Annotated in this window: 15 protein-coding genes; 5 read left to right on the top strand and 10 right to left on the bottom strand. The window is 69.0% G+C overall.

Going from position 1 to position 15,154, the window contains the following annotated elements:
* The first annotated feature begins 102 nt into the window (after nucleotides 1-102).
* Nucleotides 103-780: an MT-A70 family methyltransferase gene (locus JN22_RS16580; protein WP_085555019.1), complete on the top strand. Its 678-nt coding sequence runs from the start codon at nucleotides 103-105 to the stop codon at nucleotides 778-780.
* A 146-nt stretch (nucleotides 781-926) separates the two neighbouring features.
* Here JN22_RS16580 and sppA read toward each other — a convergent pair whose 3' ends face one another.
* Together sppA and JN22_RS16570 are read right to left on the bottom strand one after the other, a co-directional pair.
* Nucleotides 927-2,663, bottom strand: a complete 1,737-nt coding sequence (sppA, locus tag JN22_RS16575) for a signal peptide peptidase SppA (RefSeq protein ID WP_085555018.1) — start codon at nucleotides 2,661-2,663, stop codon at nucleotides 927-929.
* Nucleotides 2,664-2,699: 36 nt separating this feature from the next.
* Nucleotides 2,700-3,272, bottom strand: coding sequence for a peroxidase-related enzyme (locus tag JN22_RS16570; protein ID WP_085555017.1), 573 nt, complete (start codon nucleotides 3,270-3,272; stop codon nucleotides 2,700-2,702).
* 194 nt (nucleotides 3,273-3,466) lie between these two features.
* Here JN22_RS16570 and JN22_RS16565 point away from each other — a divergent pair, with 194 nt between their 5' ends.
* Entirely contained in the window at nucleotides 3,467-4,588 is a 1,122-nt protein-coding gene (locus tag JN22_RS16565) for a response regulator (RefSeq protein ID WP_223677757.1), read from the top strand.
* A gap of 15 nt (nucleotides 4,589-4,603) precedes the next feature.
* Here the strand turns inward: JN22_RS16565 and JN22_RS16560 are convergent, their stop codons facing one another.
* Both JN22_RS16560 and JN22_RS16555 read right to left on the bottom strand, forming a co-directional pair.
* Nucleotides 4,604-4,978 (bottom strand): hypothetical protein, encoded by a 375-nt coding sequence (locus JN22_RS16560; RefSeq protein WP_085555015.1) that lies wholly within the window; start codon nucleotides 4,976-4,978, stop codon nucleotides 4,604-4,606.
* A gap of 34 nt (nucleotides 4,979-5,012) precedes the next feature.
* A complete protein-coding gene (locus JN22_RS16555) occupies nucleotides 5,013-5,816 on the bottom strand; it encodes a PAS domain-containing protein (RefSeq protein ID WP_085555014.1) in 804 nt (267 codons plus the stop codon).
* A gap of 243 nt (nucleotides 5,817-6,059) precedes the next feature.
* Here JN22_RS16555 and carB point away from each other — a divergent pair, with 243 nt between their 5' ends.
* Nucleotides 6,060-9,305, top strand: a complete 3,246-nt coding sequence (carB, locus tag JN22_RS16550) for a carbamoyl-phosphate synthase large subunit (RefSeq protein ID WP_085555013.1) — start codon at nucleotides 6,060-6,062, stop codon at nucleotides 9,303-9,305.
* Here carB and JN22_RS16545 read toward each other — a convergent pair.
* The gene (locus JN22_RS16545; protein ID WP_223677962.1) at nucleotides 9,302-9,520 is read right to left on the bottom strand and encodes a hypothetical protein; all 219 of its coding nucleotides are present in this window, start codon (nucleotides 9,518-9,520) and stop codon (nucleotides 9,302-9,304) included. The two genes, carB and JN22_RS16545, sit on opposite strands and share 4 nt — an antisense overlap.
* Here JN22_RS16545 and greA point away from each other — a divergent pair.
* Nucleotides 9,419-9,877 (top strand): transcription elongation factor GreA, encoded by a 459-nt coding sequence (gene greA, locus JN22_RS16540; RefSeq protein ID WP_223677756.1) that lies wholly within the window; start codon nucleotides 9,419-9,421, stop codon nucleotides 9,875-9,877. The genes JN22_RS16545 and greA overlap by 102 nt on opposite strands.
* A gap of 148 nt (nucleotides 9,878-10,025) precedes the next feature.
* On the opposite strand, the gene JN22_RS16535 is transcribed toward greA, so the two are convergent.
* The 5 genes from JN22_RS16535 to JN22_RS16515 form a co-directional block, all read right to left on the bottom strand.
* Nucleotides 10,026-10,643, bottom strand: coding sequence for a cytochrome c3 family protein (locus JN22_RS16535; protein ID WP_085555011.1), 618 nt, complete (start codon nucleotides 10,641-10,643; stop codon nucleotides 10,026-10,028).
* Complete coding sequence (locus JN22_RS16530) at nucleotides 10,644-11,129, bottom strand: nitrate reductase cytochrome c-type subunit (protein WP_085555010.1); 486 nt, start codon at nucleotides 11,127-11,129, stop codon at nucleotides 10,644-10,646.
* Between the two features lie 14 nt (nucleotides 11,130-11,143).
* Nucleotides 11,144-13,645, bottom strand: a complete 2,502-nt coding sequence (gene napA / locus JN22_RS16525) for a nitrate reductase catalytic subunit NapA (RefSeq protein ID WP_085555009.1) — start codon at nucleotides 13,643-13,645, stop codon at nucleotides 11,144-11,146.
* Nucleotides 13,646-13,809: 164 nt separating this feature from the next.
* Nucleotides 13,810-14,061 (bottom strand): chaperone NapD, encoded by a 252-nt coding sequence (locus JN22_RS16520; RefSeq protein ID WP_085555008.1) that lies wholly within the window; start codon nucleotides 14,059-14,061, stop codon nucleotides 13,810-13,812.
* 9 nt (nucleotides 14,062-14,070) lie between these two features.
* Entirely contained in the window at nucleotides 14,071-14,220 is a 150-nt protein-coding gene (locus JN22_RS16515; protein WP_085555007.1) for a periplasmic nitrate reductase, NapE protein, read from the bottom strand.
* Between the two features lie 202 nt (nucleotides 14,221-14,422).
* On the opposite strand from JN22_RS16515, the gene JN22_RS16510 reads away from it, so the two are divergent.
* Nucleotides 14,423-15,154, top strand: coding sequence for an MgtC/SapB family protein (locus tag JN22_RS16510; protein ID WP_085555006.1), 732 nt, complete (start codon nucleotides 14,423-14,425; stop codon nucleotides 15,152-15,154).

Genomic DNA, 15,154 nt, shown 5'->3' with positions numbered 1-15,154 from the left:
CCGCGTGCGAGCTTGCACCCCTTCGGGGGAGGCGCCGACGGGAAGGTTTCGACCCCCGCGCCCGTCCCGGTCCAAGGGGTTCCAGGGGAGTTCGAGGAAGCGATGGGCGACACCACGACGGTGGAACCTGCGATGGATCCGGTGCGGGATCTCGCGGCGTTCGCCGGGGACCGGCGCTTCGCCACCGTGATGGCGGATCCTCCCTGGCGGTTCGTGAACCGGACCGGCAAGATGGCCCCGGAGCACCGCCGGCTGTCCCGCTACGGGACGATGACGATCGAGGACATCTGCGCGCTGCCGGTGGCCGACATCGCGGCGCCGACCGCGCATCTCTATCTCTGGGTGCCGAACGCCCTGCTGCCGGAAGGCATCCAGGTGCTGAACGCCTGGGGGTTCGAGTACAAGACCAACCTCGTCTGGCACAAGGTGCGCAAGGATGGCGGGTCGGACGGGCGCGGGGTGGGCTTCTACTTCCGCAACGTCACCGAGCTGATCCTGTTCGGCGTGCGCGGCAAGAACGCGCGGACGCTGCCGCCGGGCCGCACCCAGGTCAACTACATCGGCACCCGCAAGCGCGAGCACAGCCGCAAGCCCGACGAGCAGTACGAGCTGATCGAGGCGTGCAGCCCCGGCCCCTATCTGGAGATGTTCGCGCGCGGCGCCCGCCCGAACTGGGCGGTGTGGGGGAACCAGGCGGACGACAGCTACGAGCCGACCTGGAAGACCTACGCCTACAACTCCGCCGTCGACCGCGAGGCCGCCGAAGAGGCCGCCGAGTAGGGGCGGGTTTCCTTCCCATTCCTTTCCTGTCATGCCCGTGCTTGGCACGGGCATCCCCAAGCGAACCTCAAGCGTCCACCTGGATGACCGGGCCAAGCCCGGTCATGACGGAAGGCGGTGGGGACGTGTTTGTCTCCGTGTGATCCTCACCGCCCCAGATCGATCGCCGGCAGCGTGGCCCGCACGCCCTCGGTGGCCAGCAGCGGCCGGAACTGCGCCAGCAGCGGCTTCAGTGCCGCGACCGCCGACAGCGCGCCGACCAGCTCGCCCCTGTTGGACAGCAGGCTCAGCAGTTCCTCCGTGACCGATTTCGGCGCGGGGAAGGGGGCCAGCGTCACCGGCGCGTCGGCGGCCAGCCCGGCGGCGGCGCGCGCCAGGGTCAGCGCCTCCTCCTGCCCGCCGAACTCGTCGATCAGCCCGAGCTCGCGCGCCTGCGCGCCGGTCCACACGCGGCCCTTGGCGGCGGCGCGCGCCTGCTCCGGCGTCAGCCGGCGGGCCTGGGCCACCCGTTCCAGGAAGGTGGCGTAGGTGGTGTCGATGATGGCGGTCAGCCGCTCCTCCTCGCTGGGCGAGAAGGGGTGCATCGGCGACCACATGCCGGCGTTGCGCGCGGCCGGGACCCGGCCCCACTGCACGCCCAGCTTCTCCGACAGCCCGGCGAAGCTCATCTTGCCGGCGACGACCCCGATCGAGCCGGTGATGGTGGCCGGCGAGGCGACGATGCGGTCGGCCGCCAGCGCGATCCAATAGCCGCCCGAGGCGGCGGCGTCGCCCATGCTGGCGATCACCGGCTTGCCGCGCTGGCGCGCCTTCTCCAGCGCCCGGCGGATCGCCTCGGAGGCCGAGACCGAGCCGCCGCCGCTGTCGATGCGGAACAGGATGGCCTTCACGTCGGGGTCGTCGACCGCCTCCTCGATGGCCTGGACGATGGTCTCCGACCCGGCGGTGAGTTCGCCCAGCGCCGGCCGGTCGCTCTTGCCGCCGGTGATGGTGCCGACCGCGTGGATCAGCGCCACCGTCGGCCCGCTGTCGTGGGCGCCGCCGGCGACCGCCCGGTAGTCGGCGGCCTCGACCAGCTCCGCTCCGCCGCCGGCGCGCTGCAACGCGGCGTCCCGCGCCTCGTCGGCGTAGCCGACGCGGTCGATCAGCTTCAGCTCCAGCGCCTCGCGGTCGAGCAGCGGCGCGCGGTCGAGCGCTGTCCGCACCGAGGCCGGCGGCACGCGCCGGCTCTTGGCGATGCCGTCCACCAACTGGTTGGTCAGGTCGCCGACCAGCCCTTGCAGCATCTCGCGGTTGGCCGGGGTCAGTTCGCTGCGGGTGAAGGTGTCGGCGAAGCTCTTGTACTCCTCGCGCTGCATGAGCTGCGGCTGGACCCCCAGCGTGTCGAGCGCGGCGCGGGCGAAGGGCACCTCGGCCGAGAGTCCGGTCAGCCCGACCATGCCGAGCGGCTGGAGCCACACCTCGTCGAAGGCGCTGGCCAGCAGATAGGCACGGTTGCCGGCCCCGCCCTCGCCGTAGCTTTCCGAGAAGGCGACGGCGAAGCGGCCGGAGGCGCGGAAACGCTCGACCGCCGCGCGCAGCTCCTGCGCCTGGGCGAAGCCGATGTCGTCGCCGCCCAGCCGGGCCAGCACGCCCTTCACCTTCGGGTCGTTCCGGCCGCGCTCCAGCGCGTCGAGCACCTCGCGCAGGCTGGCGTCATGGCCGAGCAGCCCGCCCAGCCGGTCCGACCCGCCTTCCGCCAGCGTGCGCGTCAGGTCGAGGTCGAGCACCACCGCGTCGGGCAGGCTCGGCTGGTAGCGGACCAGCAGCACCACGGCCCCGACCAGGGCGGCCACCACCAACAGGCCGATGGTGGCGAACAGGCGGACGAAGAACCTCAGCATTCCGGCGGCTCCGGTCGGTTGCGCGGGGGCGGACCGTCAACGGTCCAGCTTGTGGTACTCGCGGTTGGGGATCATGTCCACCGCGGTCGCAACCCGGTTGGACATGTTGTAGAAGCCCGCCGTGTCGGCGATGTCGAAGATGTCCTCGTTGGAGAATCCGACGGCGCGCAGCGCCTCGCGGTCGGGCTCGCCCACCGTCCATGGCTCCTTCGTCATCTTCCACGCGAAGTCGAGCATGGCGCGCTGGCGCGGCTCCAGCGGGGCGACGCGGTAGTTGGCGACCAGCATCTCGCCCAGCTCCGGGTCGCCGGACAGCTTGCGCACCGCCTGACCGTGGGCGACGAGGCAGTAGTAGCAATGGTTGGCCGAGGAGACGACGACCGCGATCATCTCGCGCTCCAGCTTCGACAGGCCGCTCTCGCCCAGCATCAGCTCGTTGTAGAGCAGGGCGAAATTGCGCAGCTTCTTCTGGCGCAGGCTGTAGGCCTGCAGGACGTTGGGCACGAAGCCCAGCTTCTCGGTGCATTTGTCGAACAGGGCGGCCATGTCGGCGTCCAGGCCGGACGCGTCGGGGACGGGCAGGGCCATGACGTGATCGGGTTGCGGCATGTCTCGGTTTCCTCCGGTTGATTGACGGCTGATTGTTTGGCGGTGAGCCTAGCCGCGCCGGGCGGCGGCGGAAAGCCCCCTTGCGGCGAAACGCCTCCCGTTGACTCTCGCCAAGCGGCGGCGGACGTGCCAAGACTGCGTGATGATTCCGTTGGGCGGATCCGCTGGGCGGTTGCGGGGCTAGGGCGTCGACCATGACTTCGATGGCGGCAAATCCGGTGACGGGGTGGGGCGGGCCGAAGCTCGGCCGTCTGTCCGTGCTGGTGGTGGAGGACAGCGGCTTCATCCGCGCCGTCCTGACCGCCACGCTGCGCGCCATCGGCGTCGGCCTGGTCCAGGCGGTGGCGAGCGGGGCCGACGCCATCCGCTGGCTGGAGGCGCGCCGCGCCGCCCTGCCGGCGGGGGCGGCGCCGGTCGATCTCGTCATCTCCGATCTGGTGATGCCGGAGGTGGACGGGCTGATGCTGCTGCGCTGGCTGCGCTACAGCCCGCGGAGTCCCGACAAGTTCCTTCCCGTCCTGATGCTGTCCGGCGCCGCCGACCGCCAGTATGTCGAGCAGGCCCGCGACCTCGGCGCCACCGACTTCATCGCCAAGCCCTTCTCGGCCCAGACCATCGCCAGCCGCCTGCTGTTCGCCGTCGCCCGGCCGCGCCGCTTCGTGCTGGCCAAGGGCTATTTCGGCCCCGACCGGCGGCGGACCGACAAGCCGGTCGCCATGGATTGCCGGATGACCGGCGGCTCGGAAATCCTGGTGGTGCACAGCGCCTCGCGGGCGGCGGGCATCGACCGCTTTCCGGTGATCTATTTCGACCTTCCCAACCGGCTGGCCGTGAAGGTCGGCATCGCGCCCAAGGGGCCGGTGCCGACCCTGCCGGCCGAGGTTCTGGCCGCCGCCGAGGAGGAGATCCAGAACCGAGCCGGCGACTACGCCACCTGGATCGCCGGGGAGGTCGATGAGATGAGCCGCCGCATCGAGCGGCTGGACCGCGAGCCCGACGCCGTGCCGGGGCTGATCGCCCAGGTCAACCGCGCGGCGCACGAGATGCGTGGGCAGGGCGGGATCTTCGGCTACCCGCTGATCACGCAGATCGCCAAATCGCTCTACGAGGCGACGCGCGGCGGGGCCGGGGCCGGGGGCAGGACGGTGACGGAAAACGAGCGCCTGCTGTTCAAGGCCCACGCCGACGCCATCCGCGCGGTGATGAACGCCCGCGTCAGCGGCGACGGCGGCGCGACGGGCCAGCAGCTCCTGGCGTCGCTCGACGTGGCGAAGCGGAAATACGCCAAGACGGCGGAGGGGGACGCCGGGGCGTAGCGGCCCGGCGCCGGCTCACCAGAGCACGTCCACCGCCGACAGGGACAGCAGCGTCACGGCGACCGCCTCGGCCAGCATCACCATCATCCGCATGCCGATCGACACCGCCCAGGTCGCCATGTCCCGGCGGTGGCGGACCTCCTTCAGCAGGCGCTCCTGGATGCCGCCGACCGCCAGCCGGGCGGAGCGGCCGATCAGCCCGCCGACCAGCGCCACGATCCCCGTGCCCAGCACGTAATAGACACCGCCCTTCCAGCCGGCGAAATGGTCGGGGTCGCCGAGCCACACCAGCGTGCCGACGAGAATCCACACCGCCGCCGGCCAGACGCCGACCATCTCCGGACCGATCTCCGGCTTGGGAAGAAGGCGCCGCGCTCCGTTCTCCACCATCGCCCGTCTCTCCGCTCTCGGTGTTTCCTGGCCTTCAGCCGCCGGGAACATGGCGGTAGGCCAGCACGCGGGTCGCCCGGCCGCCCTCGACGTCGGCCAGGGGCAGCAGCAGCTCCACGAACTTCAGCCCCGGCAGCATCGGGTCGTCGCGCACCATCAGGCAGCGCGGCTCCCCGCTGTCCAGGCAGGCCCGCAGATCGGCCAGCCAGCGCTGCGCCGCCTGTTCCGGGTGGCATTCCGTCACCCGCAGCGTCGTCGGCCGCATGGCGAGCCGGCGCTGCAACGCCCGCCCGCAGGATTTATACACGAAATCGCGGCCGTCCGCCGTCGGCTCCATCAGGCAGGTGCGCGGCACCGTCTCGCGCACCTGGGCGGTGTCGATCTCGGCCGCCAGCGGGATGGCGCGCCGGCGCTTCAACCGCAACCAGTGGGTGTAGAGGACGCGGACCTGCGGCGTCTGCTCGACGTCGAGCGGGTCGGCCCGGCAGGGCGGCGGCGGCTCGGCCTCCGCCGGGGCGGCGCCCGCCGCCGGCGGGGGCGGGGCGGCCGGTGTGGCGGCCGGCAGCGGCGGCTGCGGGCGGGACGCGGCGGCGGTCACCGGCTGGTGGCCGATGCGCCCGCCGTGCTTCTTCAGCATCGGCAGCGGCGCCCAGGTGGCGCAGGTGTGATAGCCCTTGGTGACCTTGCGGTAGTCCTGGCTGCTGGCGGTGCGGCATTCGCCCTCCACCCCGTGGCGGGCGACCAGGACCAGCGTGTTGTCGCCCGACAGCGCACGATCGCCACCCCACGAGACGCAGGCGGCGCAGGCGCGGCTGTCCTTGGCGAAGGCGTGGCTCATGGGGGCGTAACTCCAAAGAGGGGTGCATGGATTGATGCCCAGCTTTGCGGCAGGGTTCAAGGGCGGCGGCGCGGGACGCGGGATCCAGTCATGCGAGGGTGGCATCCATGCCACCCCTTCCCCCCCGGACCCGAACCCCCTATAAGGGGGCCTTGCACGACATGCTCACCCCCGTCTCCCCGTCTCCGGTTCCTCCCGGCGCCTGGGGGGCTTTCGGCTGACCAAACTTCGAGAAGCGGACCCATGCCCAAACGCACCGACATCAAATCCATCTGCATCATCGGCGCGGGTCCGATCGTCATCGGACAGGCTTGCGAGTTCGACTATTCCGGCGTCCAGGCGTGCAAGGCGCTGCGCGAGGAAGGCTACCGGGTCATCCTCGTCAACTCCAACCCGGCCACCATCATGACCGACCCCGGTCTGGCCGACGCCACCTACATCGAGCCGATCACCCCGGCGGTGGTCGCCCGCATCCTGGAGAAGGAGCGCCCCGACGCCCTGCTGCCGACGATGGGCGGCCAGACCGCGCTGAACACGGCGATGGCGCTGTCCGACGACGGCACGCTGGAGCGGCTGGGCGTGGAGATGATCGGCGCCAAGCGCGACGTCATCGCCAAGGCCGAGGACCGCATCCTGTTCCGCGACGCCATGGACAAGCTCGGGCTGGAATCGCCCAAGTCGCGCATGGTCAAGACGCTGAACGAGGCGATGGAGGCCCTGGAGCTGGTCGGGCTGCCGGCCATCATCCGCCCCAGCTTCACGCTGGCCGGCACCGGCGGCGGCATCGCCTACAACCGGGCGGAGTTCGAGGACATCGTGCGCGGCGGCCTGCGCGCCAGCCCGGTCGGCGAGGTGCTGATCGAGGAATCGGTGCTGGGCTGGAAGGAGTATGAGATGGAGGTCGTGCGCGACGGCGCCGACAACTGCATCATCATCTGCGCCATCGAGAACATCGACCCGATGGGCGTCCACACCGGCGATTCGATCACCGTCGCCCCGGCGCTGACGCTGACCGACAAAGAATACCAGATCATGCGCAACGCCTCGATCGCGGTGCTGCGCGAGATCGGCGTCGACACCGGCGGGTCGAACGTGCAGTTCGCCGTCAACCCGGCCAACGGCCGCCTGATCGTCATCGAGATGAACCCGCGCGTCTCGCGCAGCTCGGCGCTGGCCTCCAAGGCCACCGGCTTCCCGATCGCCAAGATCGCCGCGAAGCTGGCGGTCGGTTACCGTCTCGACGAGCTGACCAACGACATCACCGGCACCACGCCGGCCAGCTTCGAGCCGACGATCGACTACGTCGTCACCAAGATGCCGCGCTTCACCTTCGAGAAGTTCAAGGGCGCCGAGCCGCTGCTGACCACCTCGATGAAGTCGGTCGGCGAGGCGATGTCGATCGGCCGCACCTTCCAGGAATCGGTGCAGAAGGCGCTGCGCTCGATGGAGACCGGCCTGACCGGCTTCAACGAGGTGATCATCGGTGACGGCAACCCCGACCGCTCGACCATCCGCGGCGCGCTGGCCAAGCCGACGCCCGACCGGCTGCTGGTGATCGCCCAGGCCTTCCGCCACGGCTTCACCGTCGCCGAGGTGCAGAGCGCCTCCAAGTACGACCCGTGGTTCCTGGAGCAGATCAAGGCCATCGTCGACCGCGAGGCGGCGATCCGCGCCGACGGCCTGCCTTCGACCAAGGCCGGCTGGCTGGCGCTCAAGCAGATGGGCTTCTCCGACGCGCGTCTGGCCGAACTGGCCCGGACCACCGAACTGGCGGTCGCCGCCTCGCGCCGCATGGCCGGCGTCACCCCGGTCTTCAAGCGCATCGACACCTGCGCCGCCGAATTCGCCTCGGCCACGCCCTACATGTACTCGACCTATGAAACGGACGGGTCGGGCGAGGCGGAGTGCGAGTCGGATCCGACCGACAAGCGCAAGGTCGTCATCCTCGGCGGCGGTCCGAACCGCATCGGCCAAGGCATCGAATTCGACTATTGCTGCGTCCATGCCGTCTACGCCCTCCAGGAGGCCGGCATCGAGACCATCATGGTCAACTGCAACCCGGAGACGGTCTCGACCGACTACGACACCGCCGACCGCCTCTATTTCGAGCCGCTGACCGCCGAGGACGTGGTCGAGCTGGTGCGCGTCGAGCAGCGCAAGGGCACGGTTCTGGGCTGCATCGTGCAGTTCGGCGGCCAGACCCCGCTGAAGCTCGCCGCCGCGCTGGAGACCGCCGGGATCCCGATCCTCGGCACCTCGCCGGACGCCATCGACCTCGCCGAGGACCGCGAGCGCTTCCAGCGCCTGCTGCACGAGCTGAACCTCAAGCAGCCGGCCAACGGGCTCGCCCGCTCGCTGGAGGAGGCCGAACTGGTCGCCCAGCGCATCGGCTTCCCGGTCGTCATCCGTCCGTCCTACGTGCTGGGCGGTCGCGCGATGGAGATCGTCCACGACATGGCCGGTCTCCAGCGCTACATGGCGACCGCCGTGCAGGTGTCGGGCAAGAACCCGGTGCTGATCGACAGCTACCTCCAGGACGCCATCGAGGTCGACGTCGACGTGGTCTGCGACGGCACCGACGTCTATGTCGCCGGCGTCATGGAGCACATCGAGGAGGCCGGCATCCATTCGGGCGACAGCGCCTGCGCCCTGCCGCCCTACTCGCTGCCGGCCGAGACCATCGCCGAGATCAACCGCCAGTCCGACCTGCTCGCCCACGCCCTCAAGGTCGTCGGGCTGATGAACGTGCAGTTCGCGGTCAAGGACGGCATGGTCTACATCCTGGAGGTCAACCCGCGCGCCTCGCGCACGGTGCCCTTCGTCGCCAAGGCCACCGGCACCGCCATCGCCAAGATCGCCGCCCGCGTCATGGCCGGCGAGAAGCTCTCGGCCTTCACGCTGACCGGCCCGACCCCGCCGCACACCGCCGTGAAGGAGGCCGTCTTCCCGTTCGCGCGCTTCCCCGGCGTCGACATCGTGCTCGGCCCGGAGATGAAGTCGACGGGCGAGGTGATGGGGCTCGACCACAACTTCGCCCTGGCCTTCGCCAAGGCGCAGCTCGGCGCCGGCGTCAACCTGCCGGTCAAGGGCACGGTCTTCGTCTCGGTCAAGGACCGCGACAAGCCGGCGCTCGCCGTCATCGCCAAGAAGCTGCACGAGATGGGCTTCCGCGTGCTGGCGACGTCGGGCACCGCCAAGGTGTTCGCCGACGCCGGCGTCCCGGCCGAATCGATCAACAAGGTCGCCGAGGGCCAGCCGCACATCGTCGACGCGATGATCAACGGCGACGTTCATCTGGTCATCAACACGACGGAGGGCGCCCAGGCGCTGTCCGACAGCTTCAGCCTGCGGCGAACCGCGCTGACCTACAATGTTCCGTACTACACCACGGTGGCCGGCGCGCGCGCGGCGGTGGAAGCAATTGCCGCACTCCGGAACGGCAGCCTTGAAGTCGCCCCGTTGCAGTCGTACCTTAGCGGATCGTATTAAGGACGGACGACGGCGCGGCGGACCTCCTCCGCGCCGTCTTCGTCCTTGATGTCGCTTTGGACAAGTCGAACGACTGCAAGCGGTGATGGACCGAACAGATGGAAAAAGTTCCGATGACAGCGGCGGGCTTCAACCGCCTCCAGGAGGAATTGAAGCACCTTAAAATCACCGAGCGTCCGGCGGTCATCAAGGCCATTGCCGAAGCGCGCGAACATGGGGACTTGTCGGAAAACGCCGAATACCACGCCGCGCGCGAACGGCAGAGCTTCATCGAAGGCCGCGTGCTGGAGCTTGAGGACAAGATCAGCCGGGCCGAGGTCATCGACCCGGCCAAGCTGTCGGGCGATACCGTGAAGTTCGGCGCCACCGTGACCCTGGCCGACCAGGACACGGACGAGGAGACGACCTACCAGATCGTCGGCCAGGACGAGAGCGACATCAAGCAGCGCCTGCTGTCGATCCAGGCGCCGCTGGCCCGCGCGCTGATCAACAAGTCGGTCGGCGACAGCGTGGAGGTTTCCACCCCCGGTGGTTCCAAGCTGTACGAGATCGTGACGGTCGAGTTCCGCTGAGCCGGGAACGCTTTCCAAGAAAAAAGGCCCTTCCTCCTGGTGGAGGAAGGGCCTTTTTTCTTTGGGCCGGTTCCGCTCCGCGTCGGGAGCCGCGCCGTCCGGCCTTGCCCGAAGGGCAGGCCGGACGGCGGCGGAGAGGGGCGGGCGATTACTTCGCGCTGGTCTTCATGCTCCAGCCGGGATCGATGCCGTGCATATCGGGCAGGCGGTGGGCGATGCCCTTGTGGCAGTCGATGCAGGTGTTCTGGCCGGTGAACAGGTAGGTCTCGTGCATGTTCGCCGCGCGCGGGTTCTGCTTGGTGATGTCCATCGACTCGGCGCTGTGGCAGTTGCGGCATTCCAGCGAGTTGTTCGCCTTCAGCCGGCTCCATTCGTGCTCGGCCAGCTCGCGGCGCTTGTCGAGGAACTTCTCGCGGGTGTCGATGGTGCCGAAGATCTTGCCCCAGACCTCCTTCGAGGCCTGCATCTTGCGGGCGATCTTGTCGGTCCACTCGTGCGGGACGTGACAGTCGGGGCAGCTCGCCCGCACGCCCGAGCGGTTGGTGAAGTGGATGGTCTGCTTCAGCTCCTCGTAGGGGTTGTCGCGCATCTCGTGGCAGCTGATGCAGAAGGCCTCCTTGTTGGTGGCCTCCAGGGCGGTGTTGAAGCCGCCCCAGAAGACGACGCCGGCGATGAAGCCGCCCAGCGTCAGGAAGCCGAGGCTGAAATGCACGCTGGGGCGCGCGAACACGCGCCAGCATTGCAGCAGGAAAGTCTTGATCGCCATTTACTTCCCGCCTTCCCGGCCCGCCGTTCCCAGCACCGCGTCGAAGTCGCGGAAGCTGTTGCCGACGATGGGCTTGGCGTCGGTCTGCGGCACATGGCACTGGGTGCAGAAGTAGCGGCGCGCCGACACGGTGCCGAGCGTCTGCCCGTCGCGGTCCTGGAAATGGGTGACCGAGACCATCGGCGCCTGCGACCCCTGCGTGTTGCGGCGGTCGTGGCAGGTCATGCACTTGTTGATGTTCAGGTCGATCTGGTAGTCGCGGATGGCGTGCGGGATCAGCGGCGGCTGGTCGGCGTAGTTCCGCATGTTCTTCACGTCGTCGACGATCTCGCGGTGGGTGCTCTCCGCCTGGACGTCCAGCGTGATCGGGTGGGGGCCGGAGGGCAGCTTGGGACCGGCCGGGCCGTCCGCCGCGACCACCCCGGTGACGAAGGCGGGGGCGGCGGCGAGGAAGGCCAGGGCGGCGATGAGGATGCGGGTCTTCATGGCAGGGTTCCTCCTCACGCGCTCAGGACGGGCGTGATCTTGACCGCGCACTTCTTGTAGTCGGTCTGCTTGCTGATCGGGTCGGTGGCGTCCATCGTCACCTTGTTGATCAGCACGGTGTGGTCGAAGAAGGGAACGAAGACGAGGCCACGCGGCGGCTTGTTGCGCCCGCGCGTCTCCACCCGCACCCGCACCTCGCCGCGCCGCGAGGTGACGCGCACCTCCTGCCCGCGCCGGACGTTGAGCTGCTTGGCGTCGTCGGGGTGCATGTACACCACGGCGTTGGGAACCGCCTTGCGCAGCTCCGGCACCCGCAGCGTCATCGAGCCGCTGTGCCAGTGCTCCAGAACGCGTCCCGTGCTGAGCCAGAACGGGTAGTCGGCGTCGGGCGCCTCGGCCGGCGGCTCGTAGGGCAGGGCGAAGATGTTGGCCTTGCCGTCCTTGTTGCCGTAGAAGCGCATGCCCTCGCCGGCCTTGACGTACGGGTCGGTGCCCTCGCGGTAGCGCCACTTGGTCTCCTTGCCGTCGACCACCGGCCAGCGCAGGCCGCGCTCCTGGTGGTACTGGTCGAAGGGCGCCAGATCGTGGCCGTGGCCGCGCCCGAAGGCGGCGTACTCCTCGAACAGCCCCTTCTGCACGTAGAAGCCGGCTTGGCGGGCCTCGACATTCTCGTAGTTCGGGTCGAGATCGGTCAGCGGGAAGCGGTCGACCTGCCCGTTGCGGAACAGCACGTCATAGAGCGACTTGCCGCGCAGCTCCGGCTTCTTGCTCAGCAGCTCCTCGGGCCAGACATCCTCGATCTGGAAGCGCTTGGAGAACTCCATGATCTGCCAGAGGTCGGAGCGTGCCCCGCCCGGCGCGGTGACGAGCTGGCGCCAGAGCTGGGTGCGGCGTTCGGCGTTGCCGTAGCCGCCTTCCTTCTCGACCCACATGGCGGTCGGCAGAATCAGGTCGGCGGCCAGCGCCGTCACCGTCGGGTAGGGGTCCGAGACGACGATGAAGTTCTCCGGGTTGCGGTAGCCCGGGAAGGTCTCCTTCGCCGTGTTCGGCGCCGTCTGCATGTTGTTGTTGCACTGCACCCAATAGACGTTGAGCTTGCCGTCCCTCAGCATGCGGTCCTGCTGGACGGCGTGGTAGCCCGGCTTCTCGGGAATGGTTCCCGCCGGCAGCTTCCAGATCTCCTCGGCGATGCGGCGGTGCTCCGGGTTGTTCACCACCATGTCGGCGGGCAGCCGGTGCGAGAAGGTGCCGACCTCGCGCGCCGTGCCGCAGGCCGACGGCTGGCCGGTCAGCGAGAAGGGGCCGCAGCCGGGCTGCGAGATCTTCCCCGTCAGCAGATGGATGTTGTAGACGAGGTTGTTGGCCCAGACGCCGCGCACATGCTGGTTGAAGCCCATGGTCCAGAAGGACATGACCTTCACCTTGGGGTCGGCGTACAGCTCGGCCAACGCCTCCAGCCGGTTCTTCGGCACGCCCGACAGCTCGTGCGCCTTGTCCAGCGTGTAGGGCTCGACGAACCTGGCGAACTCCTCGAAGCTGATCGGGTCGGAGTCGTTGGCCTTGTCGGCGTTCTTCGCCTTCTTCTCCAGCGCGTGCTCGGGCCGCAGGCCGTAGCCGATGTCGTCGCGGCCGCGCTTGAAGTTGCAGTGCTTCGTGATGAAGTCCTGGTTGACCCGGCCGGTCTTGATGATGTGGTTGGCGATGTAGTTGAGGATCGCCAGATCGGAGCCCGGCGTGAACACCATGCCGATGTCGGCGAGGTCGAAGCTGCGGTGCTCGAAGGTGGACAGCACCGCGACCTTGCAGTCGGCGTGGCTGAGCTTGCGGTCGGTGACGCGGGTCCACAGGATGGGGTGCATCTCCGCCATGTTGGAGCCCCACAGCACGAAGGCGTCGGCCTGCTCCATGTCGTCGTAGCAGCCCATCGGCTCGTCCATGCCGAAGGTCCGCATGAAGCCGGCCACCGCCGACGCCATGCAGTGGCGCGCGTTCGGGTCGAGGTTGTTGGAGCGCAGGCCGGCCTTCATGAACTTGGAGGCGGCGTAGCCCTCGTAGATGGTCCACTGGCCGGAGCCGAACATGCCGACGGCGGTCGGACCCTTCTTCTTCAGGGTCTCCTTCCATTTCTCGGCCATGATGTCGAAGGCGGCGTCCCAGGAGATCGGCGTGAACTCGCCCTCCTTGTCGAACTTGCCGTCCTTCATGCGCAGCAGCGGCTGGGTCAGCCGGTCCTCGCCATACATGATCTTGGAGAGGAAATAGCCCTTCACGCAGTTCAGGCCGCGGTTGACCTCGGCCTTCACGTCGCCGTGGGTGGCGACCACGCGGCCGTCCTTCACCCCGACCATCACGCCGCAGCCGGTGCCGCAGAAGCGGCAGGGGGCCTTGGACCAGTTCAGCTTGGCGCCCTCGCCGGTCAGCAGGGGGGCGGCGGAGGCCGGCAGGCTGATTCCCGCCGCCGCGGCGGCGGCAGCGGCGGCTTGCGCCTTCAGGTAATCGCGGCGTGACAGGTTCATGCGGGTGTCTCCTGGCCCTCGGGCGGGCTCTCATGGCTTGCCCCCACCCCGACCCTCCTCCGGTTCAGCGGGGAGGGGATTCGTGCAGGAGCTTGGCGGAAGTGCGGCGGAGCTCTCTCCTCCGCCGAGGCGGGGGAGGGCTCGGGTGGGGCTCGGGTCGTCCCTCAGTCCGCCGGTTCGTAGTGATGGAAGACCATCGTCGTGGTGTGGACGCCGGGGACGGCGTTCAGCGTGGCGATGTGGTCGATGACGGCGCCGGCGCTGGCGGTGACCAGCGTCACCACGGCCTTGCCGTTCTCCGAGGCGCACCAGTCGAGACCGGCGATGGACGAGGCCGCCGCGCGGACCGCCTCGGTGCGGTCGGGGCTGTGCTGGATGACGAGGCTTGAGATGTGGGTCTCTGGCGTGGCGGTCATGGCGGGCACTCAATGCGTCAGGATTTGGTACATCCAGATGGCGAAGCCGTAGGCCCCGACCGAGCCGACGGCGACCACCGGCCAGACGAGGACCGACAACGCGAGGAACATCAGGGTTTCCGAGCGACGCGAGGAACCGGGGGATGCGGAAGGCGTCATGATCTGTCTCGATCCGTCGAGGAAGGCGGTCCCGAGGGATGAGACCGTTTCATCCCTTAGTATTGGTCCTTTGGCTGGGCTTGGAATTGACTCAGGTCAAATGGGGTCTTTTTCACGGTCCTGGCGCTTGTGAAAATCTTTTGATAATCAGCGGGATGTAAGGTTGGGCGAACTTGTCGCACCCGCTTCCGGACCACTGCCGATGGATGTCCTGCTCGCCTACTGGTCCCGCGCCGAACTGCTGACCAACGGCCTGATCCTGCTCCACCTCGTGGGCGCGCTGGGGGTGGGGATGCTGCTCGGCTACGAGCGCAGCTACCACGGGCGGGCGGCGGGGATGAGGACCTACGGGCTGGTCTGCCTCGCCTCGACCGCGCTGACGGTGGTCAACGCCTATCCGGGCATGTGGTACGGCGGCATGGGCCCGCCGGTCGGGGCCGGGGCGGGCGACGCGACCCGCGTCATCCAGGGCATCGTCACCGGCATCGGCTTTCTCGGCGCCGGGGTGATCATGCGGGAGGGGCTGTCGATCCGCGGCCTGTCCACCGCCGCCTCCATCTGGTGCACGGCGGCGATCGGCGTGACCATCGGCCTCGGCTTCTACCTCGTCGCCATCGGGGCGGCGCTGCTCAGCGCCTTCATCATGAGCGCGTTCCGCCGCCTGGAGACGGCGCTGCCCCACCAGACGGTGATGCACCTGACCCTGGTCTTCACCCGTGACAAGGCGCCGCCGGCCGAGGAACTGCGCGCCCGCGCCAAGGAGCAGGGCTTCGAGGTCATCGACTGGGCCTTCCATCTGAGGAACGGCAGCGGCCAGTTCGAATACCAGCTCGTGCTCCAGGCGATGGGGGCGTGCGATCCGATGAGGCTGGTCAGCGCCTTGAGCACGACCGACGCGGTGATCGAATTCCGCCTGTCCCCGTCGCGGATATAG

Source organism: Azospirillum agricola, from assembly GCF_020005195.1.
GTDB lineage: Bacteria > Pseudomonadota > Alphaproteobacteria > Azospirillales > Azospirillaceae > Azospirillum > Azospirillum agricola.
The sequence above is the reverse complement of the archived record's forward strand: the minus strand, read 5'-3'. Positions and strand labels throughout refer to the sequence as shown.

Bases quoted from the DNA above. Each gene is read 5' to 3' on its own strand.
- JN22_RS16545 (WP_223677962.1), bottom strand. From the start codon at position 9,520: ATGTTCGCGCGCTTCGGCAATGGCCTTGATGACCGCCGGACGCTCGGT.
- JN22_RS16510 (WP_085555006.1), top strand. From the start codon at position 14,423: ATGGATGTCCTGCTCGCCTACTGGTCCCGCGCCGAACTGCTGACCAAC.
- greA (WP_223677756.1), top strand. From the start codon at position 9,419: ATGACAGCGGCGGGCTTCAACCGCCTCCAGGAGGAATTGAAGCACCTT.
- sppA (WP_085555018.1), bottom strand. From the start codon at position 2,663: ATGCTGAGGTTCTTCGTCCGCCTGTTCGCCACCATCGGCCTGTTGGTG.
- JN22_RS16520 (WP_085555008.1), bottom strand. From the start codon at position 14,061: ATGACCGCCACGCCAGAGACCCACATCTCAAGCCTCGTCATCCAGCAC.
- JN22_RS16515 (WP_085555007.1), bottom strand. From the start codon at position 14,220: ATGACGCCTTCCGCATCCCCCGGTTCCTCGCGTCGCTCGGAAACCCTG.
- JN22_RS16560 (WP_085555015.1), bottom strand. From the start codon at position 4,978: ATGGTGGAGAACGGAGCGCGGCGCCTTCTTCCCAAGCCGGAGATCGGT.
- JN22_RS16555 (WP_085555014.1), bottom strand. From the start codon at position 5,816: ATGAGCCACGCCTTCGCCAAGGACAGCCGCGCCTGCGCCGCCTGCGTC.
- JN22_RS16570 (WP_085555017.1), bottom strand. From the start codon at position 3,272: ATGCCGCAACCCGATCACGTCATGGCCCTGCCCGTCCCCGACGCGTCC.
- carB (WP_085555013.1), top strand. From the start codon at position 6,060: ATGCCCAAACGCACCGACATCAAATCCATCTGCATCATCGGCGCGGGT.
- JN22_RS16565 (WP_223677757.1), top strand. From the start codon at position 3,467: ATGACTTCGATGGCGGCAAATCCGGTGACGGGGTGGGGCGGGCCGAAG.
- JN22_RS16530 (WP_085555010.1), bottom strand. From the start codon at position 11,129: ATGAAGACCCGCATCCTCATCGCCGCCCTGGCCTTCCTCGCCGCCGCC.
- JN22_RS16580 (WP_085555019.1), top strand. From the start codon at position 103: ATGGGCGACACCACGACGGTGGAACCTGCGATGGATCCGGTGCGGGAT.
- napA (WP_085555009.1), bottom strand. From the start codon at position 13,645: ATGAACCTGTCACGCCGCGATTACCTGAAGGCGCAAGCCGCCGCTGCC.
- JN22_RS16535 (WP_085555011.1), bottom strand. From the start codon at position 10,643: ATGGCGATCAAGACTTTCCTGCTGCAATGCTGGCGCGTGTTCGCGCGC.